General features: G+C 38.1%; 20 protein-coding genes and 1 pseudogene. 13 read left to right on the top strand and 8 right to left on the bottom strand.

Features of this window, described 5'->3' with window-relative positions:
• Positions 1-114: 114 nt before the first annotated feature.
• From MKL33_RS00805 to MKL33_RS00795, 3 genes are all read right to left on the bottom strand, one after another.
• Positions 115-930 (bottom strand): PhzF family phenazine biosynthesis protein, encoded by an 816-nt coding sequence (locus MKL33_RS00805; RefSeq protein ID WP_270906295.1) that lies wholly within the window; start codon positions 928-930, stop codon positions 115-117.
• A 149-nt stretch (positions 931-1,079) separates the two neighbouring features.
• Positions 1,080-2,474 (bottom strand): L-cystine transporter, encoded by a 1,395-nt coding sequence (locus MKL33_RS00800; protein WP_002118474.1) that lies wholly within the window; start codon positions 2,472-2,474, stop codon positions 1,080-1,082.
• A gap of 208 nt (positions 2,475-2,682) precedes the next feature.
• The gene (locus MKL33_RS00795; protein ID WP_033847815.1) at positions 2,683-3,564 is read right to left on the bottom strand and encodes a LysR family transcriptional regulator; all 882 of its coding nucleotides are present in this window, start codon (positions 3,562-3,564) and stop codon (positions 2,683-2,685) included.
• A gap of 96 nt (positions 3,565-3,660) precedes the next feature.
• On the opposite strand from MKL33_RS00795, the gene MKL33_RS00790 reads away from it, so the two are divergent.
• Complete coding sequence (locus tag MKL33_RS00790) at positions 3,661-4,839, top strand: YbfB/YjiJ family MFS transporter (protein ID WP_033847817.1); 1,179 nt, start codon at positions 3,661-3,663, stop codon at positions 4,837-4,839.
• Positions 4,836-4,961 (top strand): hypothetical protein, encoded by a 126-nt coding sequence (locus tag MKL33_RS00785; protein ID WP_075383506.1) that lies wholly within the window; start codon positions 4,836-4,838, stop codon positions 4,959-4,961. The genes MKL33_RS00790 and MKL33_RS00785 overlap by 4 nt, the downstream gene beginning before the upstream one ends.
• Positions 4,962-5,001: 40 nt before the next feature.
• On the opposite strand, the gene icd is transcribed toward MKL33_RS00785, so the two are convergent.
• Positions 5,002-6,258, bottom strand: a complete 1,257-nt coding sequence (gene icd / locus MKL33_RS00780) for an NADP-dependent isocitrate dehydrogenase (RefSeq protein WP_016146080.1) — start codon at positions 6,256-6,258, stop codon at positions 5,002-5,004.
• 196 nt (positions 6,259-6,454) lie between these two features.
• Between icd and MKL33_RS00775 the strand changes: the two genes are divergently transcribed.
• Entirely contained in the window at positions 6,455-7,243 is a 789-nt protein-coding gene (locus tag MKL33_RS00775; protein ID WP_005067912.1) for an rRNA large subunit pseudouridine synthase E, read from the top strand.
• 115 nt (positions 7,244-7,358) lie between these two features.
• Here MKL33_RS00775 and MKL33_RS00770 read toward each other — a convergent pair whose 3' ends face one another.
• Together MKL33_RS00770 and MKL33_RS00765 are read right to left on the bottom strand one after the other, a co-directional pair.
• Entirely contained in the window at positions 7,359-9,596 is a 2,238-nt protein-coding gene (locus MKL33_RS00770) for an NADP-dependent isocitrate dehydrogenase (RefSeq protein ID WP_002118624.1), read from the bottom strand.
• 399 nt (positions 9,597-9,995) lie between these two features.
• Positions 9,996-11,699, bottom strand: a complete 1,704-nt coding sequence (locus tag MKL33_RS00765) for a M61 family metallopeptidase (protein WP_270906294.1) — start codon at positions 11,697-11,699, stop codon at positions 9,996-9,998.
• A gap of 170 nt (positions 11,700-11,869) precedes the next feature.
• On the opposite strand from MKL33_RS00765, the gene MKL33_RS00760 reads away from it, so the two are divergent.
• The 9 genes and pseudogenes from MKL33_RS00760 (at position 11,870) to MKL33_RS00720 (ending at position 22,566) form a co-directional block, all read left to right on the top strand.
• On the top strand, positions 11,870-13,189 hold the full coding sequence (locus MKL33_RS00760) for a D-alanyl-D-alanine carboxypeptidase PBP6B (protein WP_270906293.1): 1,320 nt from the start codon (positions 11,870-11,872) through the stop codon (positions 13,187-13,189).
• 97 nt (positions 13,190-13,286) lie between these two features.
• Complete coding sequence (locus MKL33_RS00755) at positions 13,287-14,573, top strand: NAD(P)/FAD-dependent oxidoreductase (RefSeq protein ID WP_262441471.1); 1,287 nt, start codon at positions 13,287-13,289, stop codon at positions 14,571-14,573.
• A gap of 135 nt (positions 14,574-14,708) precedes the next feature.
• Positions 14,709-15,191: an FKBP-type peptidyl-prolyl cis-trans isomerase gene (locus MKL33_RS00750; RefSeq protein ID WP_002118581.1), complete on the top strand. Its 483-nt coding sequence runs from the start codon at positions 14,709-14,711 to the stop codon at positions 15,189-15,191.
• A 118-nt stretch (positions 15,192-15,309) separates the two neighbouring features.
• A complete protein-coding gene (locus MKL33_RS00745) occupies positions 15,310-16,752 on the top strand; it encodes a cryptochrome/photolyase family protein (protein WP_270906292.1) in 1,443 nt (480 codons plus the stop codon).
• A 198-nt stretch (positions 16,753-16,950) separates the two neighbouring features.
• Positions 16,951-17,690 (top strand): annotated as a pseudogene (locus MKL33_RS00740) (hypothetical protein).
• Entirely contained in the window at positions 17,690-18,586 is an 897-nt protein-coding gene (locus tag MKL33_RS00735) for a hypothetical protein (RefSeq protein ID WP_270906291.1), read from the top strand. Before MKL33_RS00740 ends, MKL33_RS00735 begins: the two are co-directional and overlap by 1 nt.
• Entirely contained in the window at positions 18,573-19,823 is a 1,251-nt protein-coding gene (locus MKL33_RS00730) for a glycosyltransferase family 2 protein (RefSeq protein WP_032004457.1), read from the top strand. Before MKL33_RS00735 ends, MKL33_RS00730 begins: the two co-directional genes overlap by 14 nt.
• Positions 19,824-21,668 carry a hypothetical protein gene (locus MKL33_RS00725; protein ID WP_270906290.1) on the top strand — a complete coding sequence of 615 codons (1,845 nt, stop codon included), beginning with the start codon at positions 19,824-19,826 and terminating at the stop codon, positions 21,666-21,668.
• Entirely contained in the window at positions 21,646-22,566 is a 921-nt protein-coding gene (locus tag MKL33_RS00720) for a hypothetical protein (RefSeq protein ID WP_270906289.1), read from the top strand. The genes MKL33_RS00725 and MKL33_RS00720 overlap by 23 nt, the downstream gene beginning before the upstream one ends.
• On the opposite strand, the gene wecB is transcribed toward MKL33_RS00720, so the two are convergent.
• Both wecB and MKL33_RS00710 read right to left on the bottom strand, forming a co-directional pair.
• A complete protein-coding gene (wecB, locus tag MKL33_RS00715) occupies positions 22,551-23,693 on the bottom strand; it encodes a non-hydrolyzing UDP-N-acetylglucosamine 2-epimerase (RefSeq protein ID WP_039759548.1) in 1,143 nt (380 codons plus the stop codon). The two genes, MKL33_RS00720 and wecB, sit on opposite strands and share 16 nt — an antisense overlap.
• Before the next feature lies 1 nt (position 23,694).
• Positions 23,695-24,912 (bottom strand): tetratricopeptide repeat protein, encoded by a 1,218-nt coding sequence (locus MKL33_RS00710; RefSeq protein WP_270906288.1) that lies wholly within the window; start codon positions 24,910-24,912, stop codon positions 23,695-23,697.
• 266 nt (positions 24,913-25,178) lie between these two features.
• On the opposite strand from MKL33_RS00710, the gene MKL33_RS00705 reads away from it, so the two are divergent.
• Entirely contained in the window at positions 25,179-25,880 is a 702-nt protein-coding gene (locus MKL33_RS00705; RefSeq protein ID WP_005067876.1) for a VIT1/CCC1 transporter family protein, read from the top strand.
• The last annotated feature ends 109 nt before the right edge of the window (positions 25,881-25,989 follow it).

The raw sequence follows: 25,989 nt of genomic DNA, 5'->3' as shown, positions 1-25,989 counted from the left end.
CAATTAATTTGAATAATAAAAAATCAATAGTTGTGGGACTATAGTAGGAAATTTGAACTAACTTTCATAGTAAAGTTTTGAAAAAAAAGCCGTTTATTTAAACGGCCTTATATTTTAAGGAAAAATTTCAGCTTGCATATAAAGCTTCCCATACCCTGAAACTTCAATACGTTCCTGATTCAGGACATTGCAATATAAAACGCCTCCACGGCTAGAAGCCTGATAAGCAATAATATTATTTTTAGCAAGTTTCTCTGCCCATAATGGCGCTATTGCCGTATGAATTGAACCCGTAACTGGATCTTCTTCAATGCCCGCGACAGGTGCAAAATAACGCGATACACAATCATATTGTTGATCGGCTTTTGAGGTGATTGCAACATCCATCCCTGCAGTGGTAATCGCAGTCCGTTTACCCAAGGCTTTAAGTAAGTTCATGTCAGGCTGCTCATCTAACACGTCTTGCACTGATTCATACTCAACAATGTAGGCTTGAACATTTTGATAAACCGCTTTAAAAGGCTTTGTTAATGCTTGACGTAAAATAGCTGGATAATCTTCAACTTGATGAGCTTTGCGAATTGGAAAATCCATTCTGATTTTACCGTCTTCATCTTGGTGAACCACAAAAAGACCTAAGTTTCGTACATGGAAATTAATTGTCTTTTTCTCGGTAAAATCTTTAAATAATACAAAAGCACTGGCAAGTGTTGCATGCCCACAGAAATCAACTTCAACTGTTGGAGTGAACCAACGGATTTCATAGTTTTCAGAGTCTATAATTTTTACAAAAGCAGTTTCAGACAAATTATTTTCAAGTGCTATCTTCTGCATTAAATCTACATCTAACCACTCTTTTTCAACAACGACAGCGGCCGGATTTCCACGAAATAACTGTTTTGTAAAAGCATCAACTTGATACATTTTCATGATAGTACTCTCTTTTGTAATAGACTCATTTTCGAAAATTATTTAAAAGAAAAACAGATACAGTTTTTTTAAAATTAACATCACAGTGGCAATTTATGCATATAAAAAAAACGGCTCATCCAGAGTGGAGAGCCGTTTAATACTCATTCTTAATGATGTTGAGTTAACTCAATTTCATCTTCACTGTTTAATATTTCTTTATCAGTCTGACCCATCAATTGGCTCGTAACAACACCAGCAGTCATCGAACCATTTACGTTTAACGCAGTACGTCCCATATCAATGAGGGGTTCGATTGAAATAAGAAGCGCAACCAATGTTACAGGTAAACCCATTGCAGGAAGCACAATCAACGCAGCGAAAGTCGCACCACCACCTACTCCGGCAACCCCAATTGAACTTAAGGTCACAATACCAACTAACGATGCAATCCACATTGGGTCTAAGGTGTTAATACCCATAGTTGGTGCAACCATTACTGCCAACATTGCAGGGTACAAACCCGCACAGCCATTTTGACCAATAGTGGCACCAAAAGAAGCAGAGAAACTTGCAATAGATTCGGGCACACCCAAACGACGAGTTTGTGTTTCAATGCTCAGTGGAATACTTGCTGCACTTGAACGGCTAGTGAATGCGAACGTTAAAACTGGAGCAACTTTCTTAAAGAACTTAAGCGGAGAAACACCCGTCATAGTCAAAATAATGGCATGTACGACAAACATAATCGCCAAGCCTAAATAAGATGCAACCAAGAATCCGCCTAGATTTAAGATATCTGCGACGTTTGAACTTGCCACGACTTTTGTCATAAGCGCAAATACGCCATATGGTGTAAGTGTCATTACTAAGCGCACAAGCTTCATTACCCATGACTGCAACGTCTGAATCGCAGTCAGAATACGTTGACCTTTTTCCGCATCGTCCTTCATTAGGTTAAGCGCTGCTATACCTAAAAAGACGGCGAAAATAACTACACTGATAATTGATGTTGGGTTTGCACCAGTCAATTCAGCAAATGGATTACTTGGAATAAAGGAAAGAATAAACTGCGGTACACTTAAATCGGTAACTTTACCTACATAATCCGTATTAATCGCAGTTAAGCGTGCAGTTTCAGCAGCACCTTGCACTAAACCTTTTGCCGTTAAGCCAAACAGGTTGGTAACAAATACCCCTACCAGTGCAGCAATCAGCGTTGTAAAGAGTAAAGTACCAATCGTATAAAAACTGATTTTGCCTAAAGATGAGGCTTGGTGTAATTTTGCAACCGCTCCCAAAATAGACACAAATACCAAAGGCATCACGACCATTTGTAAAAGTTTTACATAGCCGTTTCCAACGATATTAAACCAGCTAATAGATTCAGCAAGAATCGGATGGCCACCGCCATAAATCAAATGTAGTCCTAAACCAAACACCACACCTAGAACTAAGCCAGCCAGAACTTTTTTAGATAAGCTCCAGTCCGTTTTACGTGTTTGGGCGAGTAAAAATATTAACCCGACAAAAACCACAATATTGATGATTAAGGGTATATTCATTCCCAAACTCCAAATTATTGCTTGTGTCATCTTTCAAGGGGGCATATTTGACCATAGCCGGCCTATATAAACTACCCTTTTCAACAATTTTATAGCATCAAGATGATTACAAACCTCTGTGAGAATATAAAATGACTTTTTCATACATATATATCACTTTTAATTTATAAATTAAGTTGGATATTTACGTATGAAAATCAATCACAACTTAAGCAACCTTTAATTCAAATTGTTGCTCAATAAAATTAATAAACTGCTTTAAATTGGTTCCCCAGGTTTCAGGCGACTGGGCAACCAAGTAGGTAGTAAAATGAGCGGATTCAGTATTAAGTTCAAAACAACTTAATGACACTTTCTCGACTACTTTGTTTAGATATGACTTTGGCAATAAAGCAAAACCAACACCTAATTCCACACAGCTTACAATCCCGTCCAGACTGCCCATTTCCATGATTTGTGAAGGCGGGACACTGTGATCATTTAAAAATAACTCGATTGCATGACGATAAGAACAACCTTGTCGAAACGCAATAAATCGGGTCTTTGCAAGCTTGGCAACATCTGGAAAGTGAGTTTGCTGTTTCGGACAAACCAAAACCAATTGTTCTTGCCAAACAGGTAAACTATACAACTCTGGAATTAAATATTTAGAAGCAACAAAAGCACAGTCGACCTCTCCTTGCTGCACAGCGCTTAACAAATATCGTGTCGGGTGAGTTTGCAGCTCAATCGGCAAATTCGGATATTGCTGCATACATTGATTGAGTAATTGAGGTAGACGTATTGCTGCTGTCGTTTCCATACTGCCCAAACGAATGGTTTCGTTCGGGTCAATATCACCCTCTTGAAAGATTTTTTTCGCTTTATTATGTAGAGCAATCATTTGAACAGCATAACTATGCAGCTGTTGTCCAGCATTCGTTAAAGTCACAGGGTTATTACGATTGAATAAAATAACCCCTAACTCTTCTTCAAGTTTTTTCACATGGCTCGTGATATTCGATTGCACGGTATACATTTTTTGTGCAGCTAAGGAAAAACTTCCACTCTCTGCAACAGCTAAAAAAAACTCTAGGGACTTAAGTAACATTTCACTATCTCAAAACAAGATAATCACCATCATATTAAATCATTTTTAAAGATTTAAAAACTCGCTTTTAATAATAAAAAAAATGAGCGTCCTCTCATGTCTACGTTTTATCGAATGAGCTTAATTGTCTTTTTGGCAACTTGTTTGGGAATTGGTGTTTTTAGATTTTCATATACTGCGCTTATGCCCATCATGATCGAGCAATACCACTGGACTCACGATTTTGCCAGTTTCTTAGGTAGTGCAAATTTATTGGGATATCTCATTGGTGCCTTATTAGCGCTATTAAGTATTAAAGAGAAGTACATCTCACCCTTCATCGTACTTTCAGCTATAGCGGGCAGCCTTAGCCTACTCTGCTGTTCATTCATGGATATGCCTTTGGTGTGGTTCATTGTCTGGCGTACGATTTCAGGTATTGCTGGCGGCTTACTAATGATTTTGGCGCCTAGCTTTGCAATGAAATACATTCCCACCACGCAAAGATTAAAAGTTAACTTTTTAGGATTTAGCGGGATTGGTGTAGGGGTTTTATCCGCCACTATTATTATTCCTCTACTTCAAAATATGCCTGTTCATTATGTTTGGAATATTTTTGCGGGTCTTTCGCTATTAGGAAGCTTAACTCTTTACCGATTATTAAGCCGTAATACTGCCCAATTTATTAAGCCACAATCGAGCGCTCTTCAAGCCTCACAAAAATCACGTTTAGGCCTTGTCATTATTATTGCCTATATGTGTAGTGCCTTTGCATATATTCCACACTCTTTGTTTTGGATGGATTATTTATCTGGAACTCTGCATTTCCCATTACAGCAAAGAAATTTATTTTGGGTTCTCTATGGAGTAGGAAGCTGTATTGGTGCACTTGTCGCTTATTGCTTAAGCAGACTAATCGGATATCTACAGGCCATTAAATGGTTATATACCATTTACTGCTTAGCCGTTGTTTTACCGTTCCTTTCACATACCGCATCTTTACTAGCCTTATCTTCGCTTCTGACAGGCTTACTGACTCCCGCAACAGTATTTATTAGTTCTTTTAGCCTGCTACAGATTTATGAGCAACGCTATCAAAAGCTTTGGAGCCTTGCCACCATTGGCTTTGCCAGTACTCAACTTTTGGGTGGTGTTGTCATTAGTACTTTGCATCATTTGCATTGGTCTTATGCCCATCTCTTTCTTTTGGGTGGAACTGTTCTTCTCTTTGCGGTTTGCCTTTTAATTCCCCTACGCCCTTCTTTCACCTCAACTTTCGGAGAAACCAAATCATGAAAACTCTGCTCTTTCCTTTATTTCTAGTTGCTTTCGTTCTTATTATTCAAGCCCTAGACCAGAGTTATCAAAAGAAAACTGGCTTTATTAAAACTCCGAAACATCCCGAGTTTATGCAATAAAAAAAGCCCTCAACCGAGGGCTTTCCTATATAAGATTTATTTAATCTTCCATGTGTTTGATAATCGCATCACCAAATTCAGAACAACGTAACAAGGTTGCACCCGGCATTAGGCGCTCAAAATCGTAAGTTACGGTTTTGGCAGCAATCGCTCCAGAAATTCCTTTAATGATCAAATCAGCTGCCTCTGTCCACCCCATATCACGCAGCATCATTTCCGCAGAAAGAATAATAGAACCAGGGTTTACTTTATCCTGACCTGCATATTTAGGTGCTGTGCCATGAGTTGCTTCATATACTGCAATAGCACCACCAATATTTGCACCCGGTGCAATACCAATACCTCCGACTTCTGCTGCCAAAGCATCAGAAATATAATCACCGTTTAAATTTAGCGTGGCAATCACAGAGTAATCGGCTGGACGCATGAGAATCTGCTGTAAAAATGCGTCTGCAATGACATCTTTGATAATGATGTCTTTACCCGTTCTAGGGTTTTTAATTTTAACCCATGGACCACCATCAATCAGTTCTCCACCGAAACGATCTAGAGCCAATTCATAACCCCACTCTTTAAATGCACCTTCGGTGTATTTCATGATATTGCCCTTGTGAACCAACGTCACAGAAGGCTTGTCATTTTCGATTGCGAACTGAATGGCTTTACGGACTAAACGCTGTGTTCCTTCTTTCGATACAGGTTTAATTCCAATGCCACATCCTTCAGGGAAACGGATTTTTGTGACACCCATTTCTTCTTGAAGGAACTTAATGACTTTTTTTGCCTCTTCAGAATCAGCTTTCCATTCAATCCCTGCATAGATATCTTCCGAGTTTTCACGAAAAATCACCATATCGGTTAATTCGGGGTGTTGAACGGGTGATGGAACGCCTTCAAACCAACGCACTGGACGTACGCAAACATATAGATCTAATTCTTGGCGCAATGCAACGTTGAGTGAACGAATACCTCCACCTACTGGTGTGGTTAAAGGACCTTTGATTGATACAACAAACTCGCGAAGTGCTTCAAAAGTTTCTTCAGGCATATAGTTGCCATAAATTTTATTGGCTTTTTCGCCGCAATACACTTCCATCCATTCGATTGAGCGTTTGCCACCGTAAGCTTTTAAAATCGCAGCATCTACGACTGCTTTCATGGTTGGTGTAATATCCACACCAATACCGTCGCCTTCAATGAAAGGAATAATTGGATGATTTGGTACGTTCAGTGATAGGTCTGCATTTACTTTGATTTTGTCGCCGTCGGCAGGAACCACGATCTTCTGATAACCCATTGTGTAGATTCTCCCTTTTATAATACTTAATTAACTAAAAATAATTATCGATAAACAATACTTTCAACTTTTATTAACGCATAATAGCTTAATCGAATTTAATTCTTTTTGAGATTTATGTGGGAAATAAGCAAATTTCCCACTTAAATATAGCTCAATGTTTTCTCTAGTTATTTGAAAGAAGAAGCCATTTTTTATGAAAATTGTGATTCTCAACAAGCCATATGACGTTCTCTCCCAGTTTCGTAAAGACGAAGCGCACATGACCGTCTCTGACTTTGTTGATGACCCGACTTTGCGCTTGGCAGGCCGTCTTGATATGGACTCTGAGGGTTTAGTTTTTTTAACCGATCATGGTGGTCTGAATCAGTTCATTACCAACCCTGCAAATAAAAAATACAAAACGTATTTAGTTCAAGTTGATGGCGATGTAACCGAAGAAGCGCTTGAGCAACTTCGTAAAGGTGTAGAACTGAATGATGGTATGACACTTCCTGCCAAAGCCATTAAAGTCAGTGAACCTGAATGGTTATGGGAACGCAATCCACCCGTACGTTACCGTGCGAATATTCCAACTTCTTGGATCGAGATTTCAATTTGTGAAGGCCGTAACCGCCAAGTTCGTCGTATGACTTCTGCGGTAGGTTTTCCAACTTTACGTTTAATTCGTACTAAAATTGGCTCAATCGATTTAGTTCAACTTGGTTTAAGACCAGGTGATGTAAAAGAAATTGAACCATTACTCTACCCTGACTTTAAAGATGTTCCAGCTGAACAGCCTTATCGCTCACGTTCATATGTGAAAAAGCCAGGCGGTACGGGTGGCAAACCAATGGTTCGCAAGAACAAAGATGGTTCTGCTAAAAAGTCTGGGACAAAACGTATTTGGCAAATGGATGAAAGCGAGAAACCACGTCGTAAGACTAATGGTACAACTCGTCCAAATACCAAAGCACCACGTGGTCGTGGCCGCAATGGTCGATAAGATTTAATCTTTTAAAAGCTCACATCAGTGGGCTTTTTTAATGTCTTTTATTTTAGGCAATAAAAAACCGGTGCATATGCACCGGCTCTTAAGCTATTTACTAACGAGTTAGTAATTAAGCCTCAACTGTTGCAAGAGCTGCATTAAATGTAGCACTTGGACGCATTACAGCATTTACTTTAGTTGGGTCAATTGCGTAGTAACCGCCGATGTCCGCTGGTTTACCTTGTACTTGAGCAAGTTCAGCAACAATCTTCTCTTCATTTTCAGCTAAAGCTTTAGCAAGAGGAGCAAATTTAGCTTTCAACTCAGCATCTTCGTTCTGAGCAGCAAGCGCTTCAGCCCAGTAAAGTGACAAGTAGAAGTGGCTGCCACGGTTATCGATTTCACCAGTACGACGTGATGGAGACTTGTCATTGTCAAGCAATTTACCAGTCGCTTCATCAAGTGTCTTCGCAAGTAACTTAGCACGAGCATTATTTTCTTTAATGCCCATTTCTTCTAAAGATACTGCAAGCGCAAGGAACTCACCAAGTGAATCCCAACGTAAGTGGTTTTCTTCAACAAGTTGTTGTACGTGTTTAGGAGCTGAACCACCTGCACCAGTTTCGTACATACCACCGCCCGCCATAAGCGGAACGATAGACAACATTTTTGCAGAAGTACCAAGTTCCATAATTGGGAACAAGTCAGTTAAGTAGTCACGTAAGATGTTACCAGTCACAGAAATCGTGTCTAGGCCACGTACTACGCGCTCAAGTGTGTAACGCATTGCACGTACTTGAGACATGATTTGGATATCAAGACCAGTCGTATCATGATCTTTTAAGTACTTTTGTACTTTCTTGATCAATTCGTTTTCATGTGGACGGTACGGGTCAAGCCAGAAGATTGCAGGCATACCTGAGTTACGTGCACGAGTTACTGCAAGTTTAACCCAGTCACGAATCGGAGCATCTTTAACCTGACACATACGCCAGATATCGCCTTCTTCAACATTTTGAGTCAATAACACTTCACCAGTGTCAAGATCGGTAATATTTGCAATACCAGCTTCTGAAATCTCAAAAGTCTTGTCGTGAGAACCGTATTCTTCAGCTTTTTGAGCCATCAAACCAACGTTTGGTACTGTACCCATAGTCTTCGGATCGAAGTTACCATGCCACTTACAGAAGTTGATCATTTCTTGGTAAATACGGGCAAATGTTGATTCTGGCATTACTGCTTTAGCATCGTATTGCTTACCATCAGCACCCCACATTTTACCACCGGCACGGATCATTGCTGGCATAGAAGCATCTACGATGATGTCGTTTGGAGAGTGGAAGTTTGTGATGCCTTTTGCTGAGTCAACCATTGCAAGTGCAGGACGGTGTTCTTGACAAGCATGCAAGTCTTCAATGATTTCTTCACGCAACGAAGTTGGAAGAGTTTCGATTTTCTCGTATAACCCAGCCATACCGTTATTTACGTTAATACCTAACTCGTCAAATAACTTACCGTGTTTTTCGAAAGCTTCTTTGTAATAGATTTTCACACAGTGACCGAAAACGATCGGGTGTGAAACTTTCATCATTGTCGCTTTTACGTGTAAAGAGAATAAAATTCCCGCTTCTTTACAATCGTCAAGTTCTTTTTCATAGAAATCACAAAGTGCTTTCTTGCTCATGAACATTGAATCAATGATTTCACCTTCTTGAAGCGCAACTTTTGGCTTAAGAACAATGCTCTTACCACTATTCGTGATAAGTTCCATTTTCACATTACGTGCGCGATCAAGTGTCATTGATTTTTCACCATGGTAGAAGTCACCTTCTTCCATATGTGAAACGTGAGTTTGTGACCACTGTTTCCACTCGCTCATTGAATGAGGGTGTTTTTTCGCATAGTTTTTAACTGCTGCTGGAGCACGGCGGTCAGAGTTACCTTCACGAAGGACAGGGTTTACTGCTGAACCAAGGCACTTACCATAACGAGCTTTGATTGATTTTTCTTCTTCAGTCGTTGGATTTTCCGGATAATCAGGAATTGCGTAACCTTTTGATTGAAGCTCTTTGATACATGCAGTTAATTGCGCAACAGACGCACTAATGTTCGGGAGTTTGATAATGTTTGTATCTGGATCTTGTGTAAGACGACCTAGCTCTGCAAGGTTGTCGGATACCTTTTGCTCTTCACTTAGGTAATCAGCGAATTCTGCGAGCACACGTGCAGCTACAGAGATGTCACTTTTAATAATCTCGATGCCAGCTGGCTTAGTAAAGGTCTCAATGATCGGCAGTAGCGAATAGGTCGCCAATAATGGCGCCTCGTCAGTCAGTGTGTAAATAATAGTTGACTTTTCACCAGCCATATATAGCCCCTTCCGTTTGATTGAGTGTTGAGGACCGAGCTTTTGGCCCAGTGCCTACGAACCGATATGCTTAAATAAAACCCTGAGAGTATCGGCTCTCATTGCCTTCCAGTCAACGAAATATCCAGTGATAACGACATTTCGCAGCGAAATAATACATAATTCAAATATATAGATAATTTTCTGATATCTAAGTCATTGTAATACGCACATTCAGATCACTTTTCAGGCATTAAACATCATTAAATTACATGAGATATCTTTCAGTGTTCTGACAATTATTATACTTTTCATTCAAAACAAACTCAAAGATAAAACGAATCTCATCGTTTAGTAGCACTTAAAAATAAAAAACCGATGTACAAAACATCGGTTTTTTATAAACTATTTAACTGTTATTTAAGCTTTTAACCATTTTTCAGTTTTAGCCTGATCTTCAATAATAAGTTCAACTTCAGTTAAATCAGATGTAGCACACTCAACTTCAAAAGATAGTAACTCATCGCGACGGAAAGCAAACAAGGTATAAATACCGCCCTGCTTTGCATACTTCTCAACAAGTTTAGTGGTCGCTTTTAAACCATCAATTGCAATAATTACATCATTGGCAGAAATACCTGCTTTCGCTGCTGCGCTATCACGGCGAGCACTTTGCACGAGTACGCCTTCTGGCTTATCAACAAGTTTCAAACCAAGTGGCAAAGATTTGTCAGTTTTAACTCTATAACTTAAGCCAAACTCAGGGAACAGTTGATCAAGTGGCAATTCATCAGTGGTATTAATCAAATGATTAATTTGTTCAATCCAGCTATCACCCGTCAGTTCTTTACATAAATCAAAAATGGTTCTTTCGTTTACTTGCACACCATTTTGAGTGTTTTCATATAACCGACGCATTAAAGCATCGAGACTAGAACCACGTAGGCGTAAACCTAAATCTAGACATAACGCAACTAACGAACCTTTATTGTAGTAACTGGTGCCTGCATTATTCGAGTTTTCATCTTGACGATAAAATTTAATCCATGCGTCAAAACTTGATTCAGCAACTGTTTGAACAAAACGGCCTGGGTTTTGCAAATAACGGTCAATTTGTGCTTTGAGTAAATCAAGATAAGACTTCTGAGAAATCACGCCGCTACGTAATAAAATCAGGTCATCGTAATATGAAGTAAAGCCTTCAAATATCCAAAGTAAAGAAGTGTAGCCTTCTTGATGCAAATTATAGTTTGCAAAGTTTTCTGGGCGGATAAACTTGACTAACCATGAATGAAAATATTCGTGACTACATAAGCCTAAAAAGCGCTGATAATCTTTAGAAGGTTCAGTTGGTTCATTCGACTTTGGCAAATCGTCACGCGGTGTAATCAAGCTTGTGCTATTGCAATGCTCTAATCCACCATAACTATTACCTGTTGCCATGGTCATAAAGGTATAGTTTTTAAATGGTGCTGAACCGAACATATTTATTTCAGCTGCACAAATCTTTTCAATATCGGCTTTTAGGCGATCAATATTGGTATTATGCGAACCAGAAATTACAAACTCATGTCCAATGCCGTTCGTCTCAAAACTAAAGCGTGTTTGATCAGCCAACTCAAATGGACTATCAATCAGTTGATCGTAATGATCTGCTTTTAAAGTAAATCGACCTTTAACTAAGCTTTTTGAAGCTAAGCCTGTTGCTAACTGAAAATGCTTTAATTCATCCGGCAAGAAAACTTCGACTTCACAAGCGGACTGCTCCTGCCCTTCTAAAGCCAAACATACACACGCAGGATTAATATATAGACGAGTCTGGTCTACATACGCACCACGTACAGACAAATCATATGCATACACATCATATTCAATCGTCATTAATTCGTGGTCTGTATTAAATAAACGCCAGCGATTCTTGCTCGTTTTTTTAATGTCCAGCAGACGTCCAGCTTCATCATAAGCTTTAACGGATTCAATATGTTTTGAGAACTCTCGAATTAGATAACTACCCGGAATCCACGTTGGTAACCAAAGTTCCTGATTCGGGTTGGCTAAAAAACGAATTGTCACGTGAACAAGGTGCTGTTTGTAATCATCGAACTCAATTTGATAATGCAACATAAATTCTTCAATTTAAAAATAAGAACGGCTTCACATTAGATTATCACTTTTTTGTATCGTCTTGCGTAGATGTATTTTTTGGCAACAATTCACACTAGCCTTCCATGAAAAAAAGGCATAGCATGCTGTGCATCTGTGTCCCGTATTTGCCAGTGAAGTTAAGGTCATCCGTGAAATTTTTTCTATCTCTTTTTACCCTCTTTAGTATTTTTTGTACTACCCTAACCAATGCTGCATTACTCAATATTGCACCTGAAAGTGTTGAAGCTGCTGCATGGACTATTGTAGATACTCAATCGGGTCAAATCATTGCTGAACATAATAGCCATGTGCAACGTGCACCAGCATCTTTAACCAAAATGATGGTTGCATACATTGCCCTAAAAGAGATTAAAGCTGGAAAACTGAAAAAAGAAGAAATCATTACTGCAACTCCAGTGGTTAGTGTTGTGCAGTGGGATGAATCACAAATGTATCTTAAAGCTGGTGAACAAATTTCAGTTGATCAGTTATTGGCAGGTCTAATCGTGATGTCTGCTAATGATGCAGCCGTGACTTTAGCTGAAAAAATCTCTGGCGATGTTCCGCGCTTCATGCAGCGTATGAATCAGGAAGCTCAAGCTTTGGGTATGAAAGATACTCATTTTAGTAATCCTGCTGGAATTACAATGCCTGACCATTTCACTACAGCACACGACCTTAGCTTATTAAGTCAGGCATTAATTAAACAAACCCCTGAATATTTACATTATTCAAAAATGCCAAGCTTTAGCTATAACCAACGTTTCCACCACGCGACTAATCTTGCTTTGAAATATGATCCATCTGTAGATGGCTTAAAAACGGGATATACCAAGGCAGCAGGTTATAACTTGGCTTTAACAGCTTCACGTCCTTCATTCTCATCTGACTTAAGTCAAAGACGTTTATTAGTCATTGTTTTAGGTACGCCGAGTGCTGTAAAACGTGCTGAGATTGCAGATAAATTAATGAATCTTGCTTACGCCTATACACGTGATGAAGTGATTATTCCTGAGCAAAAATTAATTGCTGAACTACCTGTTGTAAAGTCGACTTTAAAAATGTTTAAGGTAGAAACAAAGCAACCGACAATTGTAACGACATCTTTATACGCAGACCCAGCACCAATTGACCTAAATACTTTTGATAATGCAACTCAACGCGTTCAAGTACTTGATAGCAATCAACAGCTCAAGGTGATTGCTCCACTTGAAACGACTCAAACCCGTGTAAACATTGAGCTCAATGAAAAACAATTAACTGCGCCATTAATGAAAGTCGTAAGTTTGGCAACAGTATCGATTTATCAAAATAATCAACTGATCCGTAGTCTTCAAATCGAAGATAACGTACATATTGAAGAAGCCAACATTTTCCAAAAAATCGCAATGTGGTTTTCTAGCCTCTTCTCTATTTTTTCATCAAGTGAACATAGTGCTGCAAAACTTTACCCAGTAGATTCGCACTAAAAACATCAAATTGTGCACAGACGCACAATAATTTTTATAAATAAAAGATGGCATAATTTAGCCATCTTTTTTTATAGAAAAATAATTAGGTGAAAAAATGACCCAAAATTTACATCATATTGTAATTGTTGGTGGTGGTGCTGGTGGCTTAGAACTGGCAACACAACTCGGTGAAACTTTTGGGAAAAATCGTAAAGCAAAGATTACATTGGTTGACCAAAACCTTACCCATATTTGGAAACCATTGCTTCATGAAATTGCTGCTGGTTCTTTAAATCCCCACGAAGAACAAACTAACTATTTTGCACACTCAGAAAAACATCATTACGAATTTGTGCTCGGAACATTAGTTGGAGTTAATAAAGATAAAAAATTAATTGAACTAATGCCCCCTCAAGTGTCTAAGGATCAGCAGAATCATTCGCAAAAGCTAAGTTATGACACACTTATTTTAGCGCTTGGTTCAGTATCAAATGACTTTAATACAGCAGGTGTGCGTGAAAACTGCCATTTCCTTGATAGCAGAAAGCAAGCCGATATTTTCCAGCAAGATTTATTACATCTTTATATTGAAGCTCAAAATCAACCCAATCAGCGAACTTTAAATATTGGAATTGTTGGTGCGGGAGCAACAGGTGTAGAGCTTGCAGCTGAGTTAATTGAAACGACTAAAAACTTTTATCGATATGGTTTAAAGAAGATTCATCCAAACCAAGTCAAAATCACACTGATTGAAGCTTCTGAACGTATCTTACCTGCTTTAAATGATAAAACTGCTGAACACAGTGCTGGGCAACTCAAAAAAATGGGTGTTGAAATTTTAACTCAACATCGTGTTGAAAAAATTGATAAACATTGCATCTACTTTAGTAATGGTAATCAACTCAAAAGTGATATTACCGTGTGGGCCGCAGGCGTAAAAGCACCGAAGGTATTAGAAAGTTTTACCGATTTTAAACGCGACAATATTAACCGCCTGATGGTCTATGCAACCTTGCAAACTTATTCTGATCCAAATGTATTTGCGTTTGGTGACTGTGCTCATTGCCAACTTGATGCAAGACATCCTCCACTTGGCCCGCGTGCTCAAGTTGCAAGCCAACAGGCCAGCTTCTTAGTCGATGCTATGGCTGCCAGACTAAATGGCCGATCACAGCCAATGTTTACATTTAACGACAAAGGTTCTCTCGTGTCTTTAAGTCGTCATAAAGCCGTTGGAGAATTACTTGGGGATGTCAGCGTGCAAGGCTATATTGCGAAAACAATGTATGTCTCTTTATATCGTTTACATCAAGCAACGATTCACGGATATACTCAGGCTGGACTACTCACAATGAAAGATTTACTTACAAGACGTGTACGTCCAAAAATTAAGCTGTATTAAGTTGAATTTTTTAAGTTCGTCCCTATTTATATAAAAACGCATCAGAAAAAGTGCCAAAGATTAAGATTTTGTAGTCTACAAAATTTATTTTTCACTTTATGATGTACGCTTCAATTGATTGAATGGATCAAAAACATGACTGCTATTGCAAATAACCACGTGGTTTCATTCCACTACAAATTAACAAACGCTGAGGGTGAAACACTTGATCAATCTCAAGGTGAACCACTTGCCTATTTGCACGGTGCAGGCAATATCATTCCTGGTTTAGAAAATGCATTAACAGGTAAAACTGTTGGTGAAAAATTCACTGTTAACGTTCCAGCTGCTGAAGGTTATGGCGAATACAACCCAGACCTAGTACAAGAAGTTCCAGCTCAAATGTTCCAAGGTGTTGAGAACATTCAACCTGGTATGCAATTCCAAGCTCAAACAGATGACGGCGTACAGATCGTTACTGTTAAAGCGGTTGAAGGCGACAACGTTGTTGTTGATGCTAACTTCCCACTTGCTGGTCAAGATTTAACTTTTGAAGTTGAAATCGTAGAAATCCGTGATGCTTCTCAAGAAGAATTAGATCACGGTCACGTACACGGTGCTGGTGGTCATCACCACTAATTCATCTTTAAAGATGATAAGAGCAAAGCTTCGGCTTTGCTTTTTTTATGTATTTATTTTTATATAATATTTTGATAATAATTCTTTAACTCACTTCACTCTAAAAGGGCCAATTTTCATGTCAAACGTAAATCAGCTAATTTGGTTTCGTCAAGATTTGAGAGTTCGAGACCATGCTGCTTTATGGCATGCCTCTCAACAAGGGCCTTGTATTGGGTTAATTATTTTATCGCCTGAACAATGGAAAATGCATCACGATGCACCTATAAAAATTAATTTCTATCTACGCCAACTTCAACAACTAAAAAAAGAACTAGAACAACTTAATATTCCCCTTATTATCCAAGTCATTCCTTACTGGAAAGATATCGCTGATTATATTGGTGAACTTAGCACTCAACTTAATATTGAAAACATCTATTCAAATATAGAGACCGGCGTTAATGAATTAAAAAGAGATAAAACTGTACAAGATTTTTTAAATCAACAAGGCAAAGAACTTTTTTTATTTCATGATCGTACGATTTTTCCTTTACGCTCAATTCGCAACCAGTCACAGCAGCCCTATCAGGTTTTCGGTGCATTCAAAAAAGCATGTTATTCAAAATTGGATATCAGTGGGTTACCTCAATGCTATCCGATTCCTGAAAAGCAAAGTGGCTATCCATCGTTTTTTTCAAAAATAAACAGCTTAACCCTAGAAGATATTGAAGCTTTTTTTGAACCTTCTGTTTCTAAAGAGCAACAAGACTTATGGCCAGCCGGAGAAGTTTTTGCTCTAGATCAACTCGACGTATTTATTAAAGATCATCTATCTGATTATAAATCTGAACGTGACTTTCCCAATATAAAAGGAACTAGCCAACTTTCTCCCTATTTAAACCTTGGGATTTTGTCTATCCGCCAGTGCCTGCAAGCTCTTTTTAGGGCTGAACATGGCAACTTTCATTTGACAAATGAAGGCCAGCAGACTTGGTTAGACGAACTGCTTTGGCGAGAATTTTATCAGCATATTTTATTTGATTTCCCACATGTTTCTAAACATATTCCATTTAAAAAAGATACTCAAAAAATTAAGTGGAGTCACAATCCAGAGCACCTAGCCGCATGGCAAACGGGCCAGACAGGTATACCGATTATTGATGCTGGAATGCGTCAACTTTTAAAAACGGGATGGATGCATAATCGTGTTCGTATGATTACCGCTATGTTTTTATGTAAAAACTTACTCATCGATTGGCGAGTAGGTGAACAATGGTTTATGGAGCATTTAATCGATGGGGATTTAGCAGCAAATAATGGTGGCTGGCAATGGTGCGCTTCTACCGGAACTGATGCCGTACCTTACTTTAGAATTTTTAACCCTATTGCTCAATCAATGAAATTTGATCCAAATGGAGATTATATTCGTCAATGGGTTGAAGAATTAGCTCATCTAGATAATAAAGCCATTCATGAGCCCTACTCGACTAAAACGAATATTCAGTTAAATTATCCAAAACCAATTGTAGATTTAAAGGAAACTCGTCTTAAAGCAATTGAAACTTTCAAGAGTATTTAAATAAGAATTACGTCTTAAGTGTTTATTTTTAATTAAAAAATAATAACAGTATTTGACTATAGTGAGACTTTGTTCTACAAATAAACATAATAGATACTTAAAAAGGCCATAAACAACAACAACTTCGCAATGTCTCACATTTAGTAATAAATAAAAGTATAAAAAAATTAACATTACAATAAGGTAGCTATAGCTCACATGCAACAAAAGAACCCTGGAAGAACACTCGTCTTATGGATGCAGCTCATCTATTTATGGGCATGGTGGCGTATGAGTGGTTGCCTGTAAGTTTTAGAGGAAGCTGGATTTTTATTCTCATTCTTTTAATTTCTGGAGCTTTTTTACAAGTTGGTGCATCCTTAATTGTGGGTTTACTCGCTTTTATCGGTGTTGCAGTATATTTTCTACTCGACTTAGGGGCTCAGACGCATATTGAACGTCAGCTTCTTTTACTTTTTATTATTCCCCTCATTCCTCTTTTTCTGAGTGCTGTTCGCCATAATATCGAAATTAACGTTCAAAAATACCGCGATATTCAAAGTTATGACCGTAATTATCGCCGTGATATTTTCCCGCTTAGCGCACTCAAATATTTTCAACGCAGTTTCTTTAAGCTTCTTGATCATCATCACATTCAAGACTATGAAGTCTTTGAAATTAGAATTCTCAACCGAAGCTTAATTAAAGAAATGTTAGGCGACGATGTGTGGAAAACCACGCAAAATGAGATGATCAAAATTTTGAGCCAACATCATCCACAAGAAATCGTTTTCCAGTTTGCTGATGATGATCTTGAAACTATATACAGCATTGTAATTCGCAAGCAAAAAACGGATGAAGAACCTGAATTTATTAAAAAGCTAAAAGAAATTATGACTTTGCGGCTTGAAGTCGAATATAAAGTTATTCAGATTCCACCTGAAGAGGAGATTACTTAATGTCTAATCTTCTTAATATTTGTGGAATTATTATTGCATCTAGTCAGTATCCTGATGCCACTTTACAGCAGTTCTATCGGCAATATTATCATTGTGAGATTAAAACGGAACAAACAAAAACAGAAGTTCAGAGTACTGATGATCTTTCAATGTTTTTTCCATATCAGGATACATGGTGGCCTATCTTTACAATTGACCAGATCAGCTCGGATAGCTTTCAACGACTTATTCATAAAGGGATCAAGCCTGGCATTATATTGCCGGATGAAGTTTTTAGCTTTTCTCATTATTTCTTGCTCAAAGAAGCAGTCAGCCAAGGTGCGATTCCGATTGCACTTTATAAATCAGAGCAACCTCAATATTTTGCGGCTAAAGCCACATTTTCGACTGCAATTGGGTTACGCCCAATGGCTGCTTTTGTCTCAACGGGATGGGATGAAAATTTAATTTCACAGACCGCTGGTAGTTATATTATTCAATTTAACCCTTCGCAGCTCCCGTTACCCTCTAGAGAAATTAAGCAAAAACAGCATTTATTTTATTCGGCTAAACGTTTTAACGGTCATATTTCTGGGTATGAAATTATTATTAATCCTCCTGCTGATCTACCCACAACAAATATTCGATATCCTCAACTCGGAATATCTTGGAAATTTAATAAGATTAATTACATAAGTACGCCAGAGTATGTAAAAACTAATTTCCTTGGATACATTTTTATCGGTTTAAGTACTGTTGTAGTTCCACTCGATCTAATTCTCACGAGTACCTACCCTGACCTCCTTGGTACGTTTGGCAGCTATATTTCATGGTTCTCTCTTGTAATCGGGTTGATTTTATTAGTCTTGCTCATCTCGTCTATTATCAGGAGGGTTAAATCAAATGGCTCCCATTGATATTCTCTTCTTATTTGGATTTTTAGGGATTTGGATTCCACAAGCATTTTGGGCGTGGTTAAGTTATCAAGCTTGGAAATATTCAAAAACAGCAGAAAAAGAGTTACAAAACCTTCCAATACCAGAGAGATGGCCCATTTTGAGTGTCCTCATCCCTGCCTATAATGAAGGTGTTGTGATTGAAGATACTTTGCATGCAATTGCTCAACAAGATTACCCAGCCGAAGCATATGAAGTTTTACTCATTAATGATGGGTCAAAGGATAACACCTTAGAAATTGCCGAAAATTTGGCACAGATTTATCCTTGCATAAAAATTGTCAATGTTCCTAAAGGAATGGGCGGTAAAGGCAAGTCTAGAACGCTTAATAATGGCCTCCCCCATGCTCGAGGTGAATTGATTGTTGTCTATGACGCAGACAGTACACCTGAACCCGATTGTGTTCGTCTGCTCGCTCAAACCCTCCTTGCCGATAAAAAATTAGTGGCCGTTAATGGAAAAGTAAGAACACGTAATTGGCAAGATAGTATTTTGACCCGATTTATTGCCATTGAGTTCATCTTTTTCCAATGGATTTTCCAAGGCGGCCGTTGGCAACGTTTTGAGCTATCGACATTAATGGGTACTAACTATGTGATTTGGCGTGATGCTTTAGAAACCTTAGGCGGTTTTGATGAAAAGTCATTGGTCGATGATACAGAAATGAGTTTTAGGATTTTCATTGGTCAAAAACGGATTAAATGGGTGCCCTATGCAATTGGTTGGCAGCAAGATCCTCCATCTCTGAGTGTGTTTGTTAAACAGCGTTCACGTTGGACCCAAGGTAATTTTTATGTGACTCGTAAATATTTACCCGTCGCATTAAGAACGCCTTTTCCTATCGGAATTGAAATTCTTAACAACATTATGTGCTACATACTTTTTGTACCCGCTTTATTCTGGAGTCATATCACCTTAACCCTTGGCATACTTGATATTGCGGGTATTTCAGTTCCAGGCCCATTCACAACTCTATGGGGACTGTCATTTTGCCTATATGTGGCACAAATGTGGTTTACTCTCTCTTTAGAAAGGGTCAAACCAGAACTCTACTTTTATTCAGTTCTATCTTACGTAAGTTACTCACAAATATTTCTATTTATTGTTTTTAAAGCCGCATATGACATGCTTAAAAATAAAATACAGGGCAACTCCCTTCAATGGTACAAAACGGAACGTAGCAAGGAGAAAAAATAAATGAAAAAGACTTTTGATCTTTACAAAACAGCTCAAGTGCTCCTTGCCAGCACCAGTCTTATGCTCGCCATGTCTGCTCATGCATACATATGGAAACTCGACGATATTAGTACTTCAACTAAATATACGGTCGAGCCTCATTTTTTCTATATTGGCAAAGGTGCCCAGTGGCAAAACATTCAATTTTCAAGTGATTATTCCACTGAAAGTGATACAACTTTACTCGTAAAATATGATGATAAACTCATTTATAACACTACCCTAAGTGGGGATGGTCAAGTAAAATTTGATATTCCAGCAAGTCAGAGTGGCTTTCATCGTTTAGATTTTATTATTCAACAGTATGCTAAACCAACTACACTGAATCAAACCAAAGAAACATTCTGTACAGAAGATATTGATCACTTAACTTATTTAAGCAATTCCCAACTCGACTTTACGCCTATCCGTAATGTATACCGTTTAAAAGACTTACCAGATGCTTTAGCTAATCCACAAGCGAGACGGCCTACTCCGTTTGTTGGTATTTTAAAATATAACCGTAAAGAGATTATAGAAGCTTCTATGCTCGCTAGATTAGCAAGTTCATGGACTTCTATCACACCAATTGAATGGGTTGATTCAGGACAAACTAATTTAAATGATGAAACAAATTTCATTATTGAAGTGATTCGCTCAGCTACGCCACTTAAAGGGGGAGCTTTAGTACAAATTGCAAAACCAGCAAATGGAGTGGCTACTCTTTCAATTACTTATCACACACCACAAGAACTCACTGCTGCCATAAATGGACTAATCAATCCCTCATATGTAGAGCAACTTGATACAGGAAGTGCAATTTTTCCCACAACGATCTCCCCCCCAACTTGGGCACAATTTAAAAAAATCAATACACTTGCTGATTTAGGCATTGAGGACTTCAGATTAAATCACGCTGAAAAGAACTTATTCCTTGATTTCCCAGCGGTATGGCAACCAACCGATATCTTGCAAGGGCAAATTGCACTTCGTATTCAAAGTGGTTTATTGCAAGGTTCAAATATTACGGCTTGGATTGATGGCGGACTTGCAGGCAGCATGAAAACAGCCGACCTTGCTTCCGATCCCGTCAACCGACAATTCAACATTTTTGCAAAAGCGATTTCTAATACGACCAATTTTAGTTTAAAGCTTGAAAACTCGGTGATTGCTAATTCACAGTGTTTACCCACTGCACATGGTTCGCTCTGGATTGATACAGCTAAATCTACCTTAAAGCTACCCCATAAACTCAAAAATGGCGTAGCCGCAATTTCTATGACTTTAGCCACTACTCCAACCATTGCGATTGATGATCAATCTGGTGCTTTAAATATTGCTATTATTATGGGCCAAGTTGCTAAAAAAATGTTGTTAACACAAGCCCCTATTCCTCTAAACCTAGTTCGCTATACACCGAGTGCACCTCAATCAATAAATGTTCGTGTGAATAAAGATATTTATCAACAACAGGTATTAATGCATCAAGATATTATTTATGCGCCTGCTGCTGTTAATGGTTTTATTGTGAGTTATAACAATAACCGTTTTGATGTTATTACCGACTCAGAAGGTGGCGCACAAAGCTTTATGCATCTTTGGGAAAAAATACAGCATAAAATTCCAAATAACGTGACAAAAATGTTGGTTTCAGAAAATGGAAATATTTATGTTTTACAAAAGCTCATTGTCGGAAATCAAAAAGCACCTTTAGTCCAACAATCTTCTTTCTTCTTATTAGTTGTGATTATATCTGCAATTATGATAATAATTATCTTCTTGTGGTACTGGTTAAGACGAAATAATGAAAAAACAGATACCAATTAAAATAGCTGCTTTTATTATTTTAATTATATGTAGTGTTATAGCTTATGCGGGGTTGTTCAAACATCAAGGTCAAGCCCCGCGTATTGAAGGAATTTTCTGGCAGCCCGACAATAACACGACCCCACCAGAGGGAAACTGGCACTATTTGGGTGTTGATACATTTGTTCCTCAGTGGTCTGTTGTTGAGTCTAAATCATGGTGGAAAGAATCAAACTTTCCTCAATGGGAAAAAGCAATTAATTTAGAAAAAATTAAACAAGAACCTTGGGCTAAAAATCTAATCTTGGGTTTAGCAGGTGAATATAATGAACCTAAAGCTCGAGCTAATGTCATTGAGTTAGGCGAAAAATCTGCCCAAATTATAAAAGAACAAAAAACAGCATTTAAAGGTTATTACTTTCCGGTAGAAGCAGATCCAACTTGGCTACGAGTCAGTGCTTTAGGTCATGTGTTGTCGAAGCTTCCTTCACCAGTCTGGGTGAGTATTTATAGTGGCGAAACTGAGCCTGAAAATTATGATTTATGGGTTAAAAGCTGGCTGCCTGACCATACGGGAGTTTTTTTCCAAGATGGTGTTGGCGTTGGCGTTCGATCACCTAAACAGGCCAAACATATTTTAGATCAGCTTGAACATAAACTTGGAAAAGACAAAGTAATTATAGTATTAGAAGCTTTTAGAGTGAAAAAGAATGGGCAATTTAGAGCCGCATATCCTTGGGAAATTATTTCTCAGCTAAAAGCATATGAAGGTAAAACTGTTTATATTTTTGATGGTCCTCATTACATGAGCCGCTGGTGCGTTAATATTGTGAGCTTATGGTACCGCCTCACTTATGGTCATGCCAACAAAACCATAAATGAGACGAGATCCTTAAATCATGATTATGCCAATTCATAAGATTTAGCAATTTGATTGAGAATACGTTGAGCTGCTTGCCCATCGCCGAATGGGTTTTCTACATGCGCCATTTTTTCATAGTGCTGTTGGTCAGTGAGTAACTTTTCAGCTTCTTCAATAATTTTTTGTTGATTTGTACCCACCAAAACGCCTGCTCCCACCTCAACAACTTCTGGTCGCTCGGTAGTGTCTCGCAAGATTAAAACTGGCTTATTAAATGATGGACTTTCTTCTTGTAAGCCTCCTGAATCCGTCAAAATAAAAGTAGATCGGTCTATCACTGCCAATAGACTTGGGTAGTCTAATGGTTTAACAAGATGAATTTGGGAGTGGTCTTTAAACTTATCATGGACTACGTCATGGACGGCTGGGTTTAAATGGACAGGCCAAATGAAATGTAAATCAGGATGTGCTTGAGCTAAGTGCTCAACCGCATTGCAAATATTTTGAATTCCACCGCCAAAATTTTCACGACGGTGGGCAGTAATAAGTACTACTTTGTCATCTTGCTTTAATTGAATTCCATAAGGTTCAAGCTGGTTCTTCAAATCAGATTTTTCAGCAATTAATTTACGCCCTAAATACACCGCATCAACAACTGTATTGCCAGTAACCGTAATGAGCTCTGGCGGAATTTGTTCATTGAGTAAATTTCTTTTTGATTGTTCAGTCGGGGCAAAATGCCATTTAGTAATACGTGACACTAACTGACGATTTCCCTCTTCTGGAAAAGGATGATCCAAATCATAAGAACGTAAACCAGCTTCAACATGCGCAACAGGAACTTTCATTGAAAATGCGACTAAGCCAGCTGCTAAAACAGTTGTTGTATCTCCCTGAATAACAATTGCATCTCTTTTTTGCCCATCAGTATATACATTCTCGATTTGGCTCAAACCGTGTATTAGTAGCTGATTTAAACTTTGTCCAGCATTCATAATTTTAAGACGATGGTCAATTTCAACCCCAAAGAAATCTATCGCATCTCTTACTAGTTCGTCATGCTGTCCAGTAAAAATCACTTCAACTTGAAAGCGAGGGTCTTGTTTTGCCAATAAAATAACAGGGGCAAGTTTGATTAATTCAGGACGGGTTCCAAATACAATAGATATAAAAATTTTATTCACTTTAGAAATCCTTATAAAAAACGAGCTCTACTCGAGTATTGTTGTAATGATCTTTCGTATTTATTGGCACATCTTTAAAGTAATTGCCATATAGCCGTTCTACACGTAATTTTATAGGTTGATAATTAAAAGGCTGCCATGAAATACCTGGGCCATATTCAAATAAATTATTGTAATACTCATCTTTGCTGTCAGCTAAGCCATGCAATTTCACATACGCCTGTACAGTGCCCGTTTCCCCCTTATAGACATTCAAACCCGTACGTAATCGCAAGTCACCAATAACGTTATAATCTTCTCTAGAATAAGTTGCTGCGTTGCCATATAAATCAGTGAAGTAATCATTAAAACAAAGTGACTGATTACAATTATTTTGAGAATACCACTCTTGATAACCCGTCACCCCACCCACAACACTTTCACGAAACTTATCTCTATTTCGATCGATCAGATCATAGCTTCCACCTACTTCTAAATACATGCGCACAGGTATAGAAGTCCAAGGTTGATAATTAGCGCCCACACCTAGAGTTACTGCATTTTCATCAATAATTTCAGGTCTTACACCACCTTGAGATTGAGTATCGCGGTTTAGATTTAAAAAGCCATACACTTGCGCTCGACCATTATCGAGGTTCTTACCATAGCGAGCTTTAAGTGGGAAAATTACATCGTCGTAACGTGATTCATATGAAGGCGCAAAATACACATCACGGAAATAAGTTTTGACCTCTCCTCCACTCAGATTTTTTACAGCCTGTGTCGCTTTAGTCGCAATATCAGCATCTTTAGACTGGGTAAGCTCCTTAAAAACCACCAGAGCCTCTTTGTTATTTTTTTGAGAATTCAGTAGATAGGCTTCTTGGAGTTTTAAATTATCATCTGCTGGATCTAATGCCTCTGCTTTTCTCAGACTTTGCAAAGCTGCATCTTGTTTCCCCAGTCGAATCTGTAAATAAGTTAAGCTTTTCCAAACTTTGATATCTTGTGGCGTCATCTCTCCAAGTTCTAATAATAACTTCTCGGCATTTTCAGGTTGAGTCTTTTCAATTTTATAAAATTGATCCCATTTATCATAAATTGGATTACCTGGTTTATATTCTTGATTAACAATCTCTTGTGCAAAACTAGTCTCCATGCTTAAGAGGCCTAAAGCTGGACAGATCGAACCAATAACGATAAAGGAACGGGTTATAGATTTTATTGTTTTGCTATTCATTGGGACCTCTAGAGTAAAATAGGTAGAATGCTTGCGTAGCAATCAAATTAAAATTTAATCAATAAGTATTATAATTAAACCCATAAATGACACTGTTTATATAAGTAGATGAGTTCTTTAAATTGTTCATTTTATCTCCTTTAATATGATGTTTTAAAAAGTTCTTATCTGTTTGTTTTTCCTATAATGACACATTTTTTAATCGTATTATTGTAAATAATCTTATAGGATAAGATAAAAATTTATAACTACAAATAGGAGAAAACATGTCCTTTTCTCAACATCCAGAACATCATTTTATTCACCGCTCAGGGTGGTTAAGGGCGGCCGTTTTAGGGGCAAATGATGGAATTATTTCTGTTACTAGTCTAATTATGGGAATGGCTGCAAGTGGGGCTTCTGCTCATACACTTCTTATTGCATGTATTGCTGGTTTAATTTCCGGTGCAACCTCTATGGCTGCAGGAGAATATATTTCAGTAAAATCACAAGAAGATATTGAAAAAGCCGACTTAAAATTTGAAGAACAAGAACTTAAAAAGCATCCGCAGCGTGAACTGGACGAACTCACTCAAATTTATATATCCAGAGGCTTAGCACCTGATTTAGCGCTACAAGTTGCTACTGAACTTACAAATCATGATGCATTAGGGGCTCACGCGCGTGATGAAATAGGTATTCATGAAAATACCGCAGCAAATCCTATTCAAGCCGCATTAGCTTCAGCTGGCTCATTTTCATTTGGGGCATTGTTTCCTATGCTGGCTATTTTACTCAGTCCAGAGATATGGATCGAAAAAACAGTCTTAATATTTGGCATTATTTCATTAGCTTTTTTAGGAGCGCTATCAAGTCATTTCGCAGGTACTTCCAAGCTTAAAGGGAGTCTACGCATTACCTTGTGGGGAATTTTAGCGATGGGCTTTTCAAGCTGGATCGGCTCTTTATTTCATGTTACTCCACTTTAAAAAATCACAACTTATCAATGTTTAAGAACTAAATATTTAAAAACTAAATGCCCAATATTATTTGCTCTTGGTTCTGCTTTCACGTTATGGTGAACAGAAAGAAATGAGG

The organism is Acinetobacter sp. AOR43_HL, from assembly GCF_027854635.1.
Classification (GTDB): domain Bacteria; phylum Pseudomonadota; class Gammaproteobacteria; order Pseudomonadales; family Moraxellaceae; genus Acinetobacter; species Acinetobacter pittii.
Note: the sequence above shows the minus strand (reverse complement) of the source record. Positions and strands in the feature narration are given on the sequence as shown.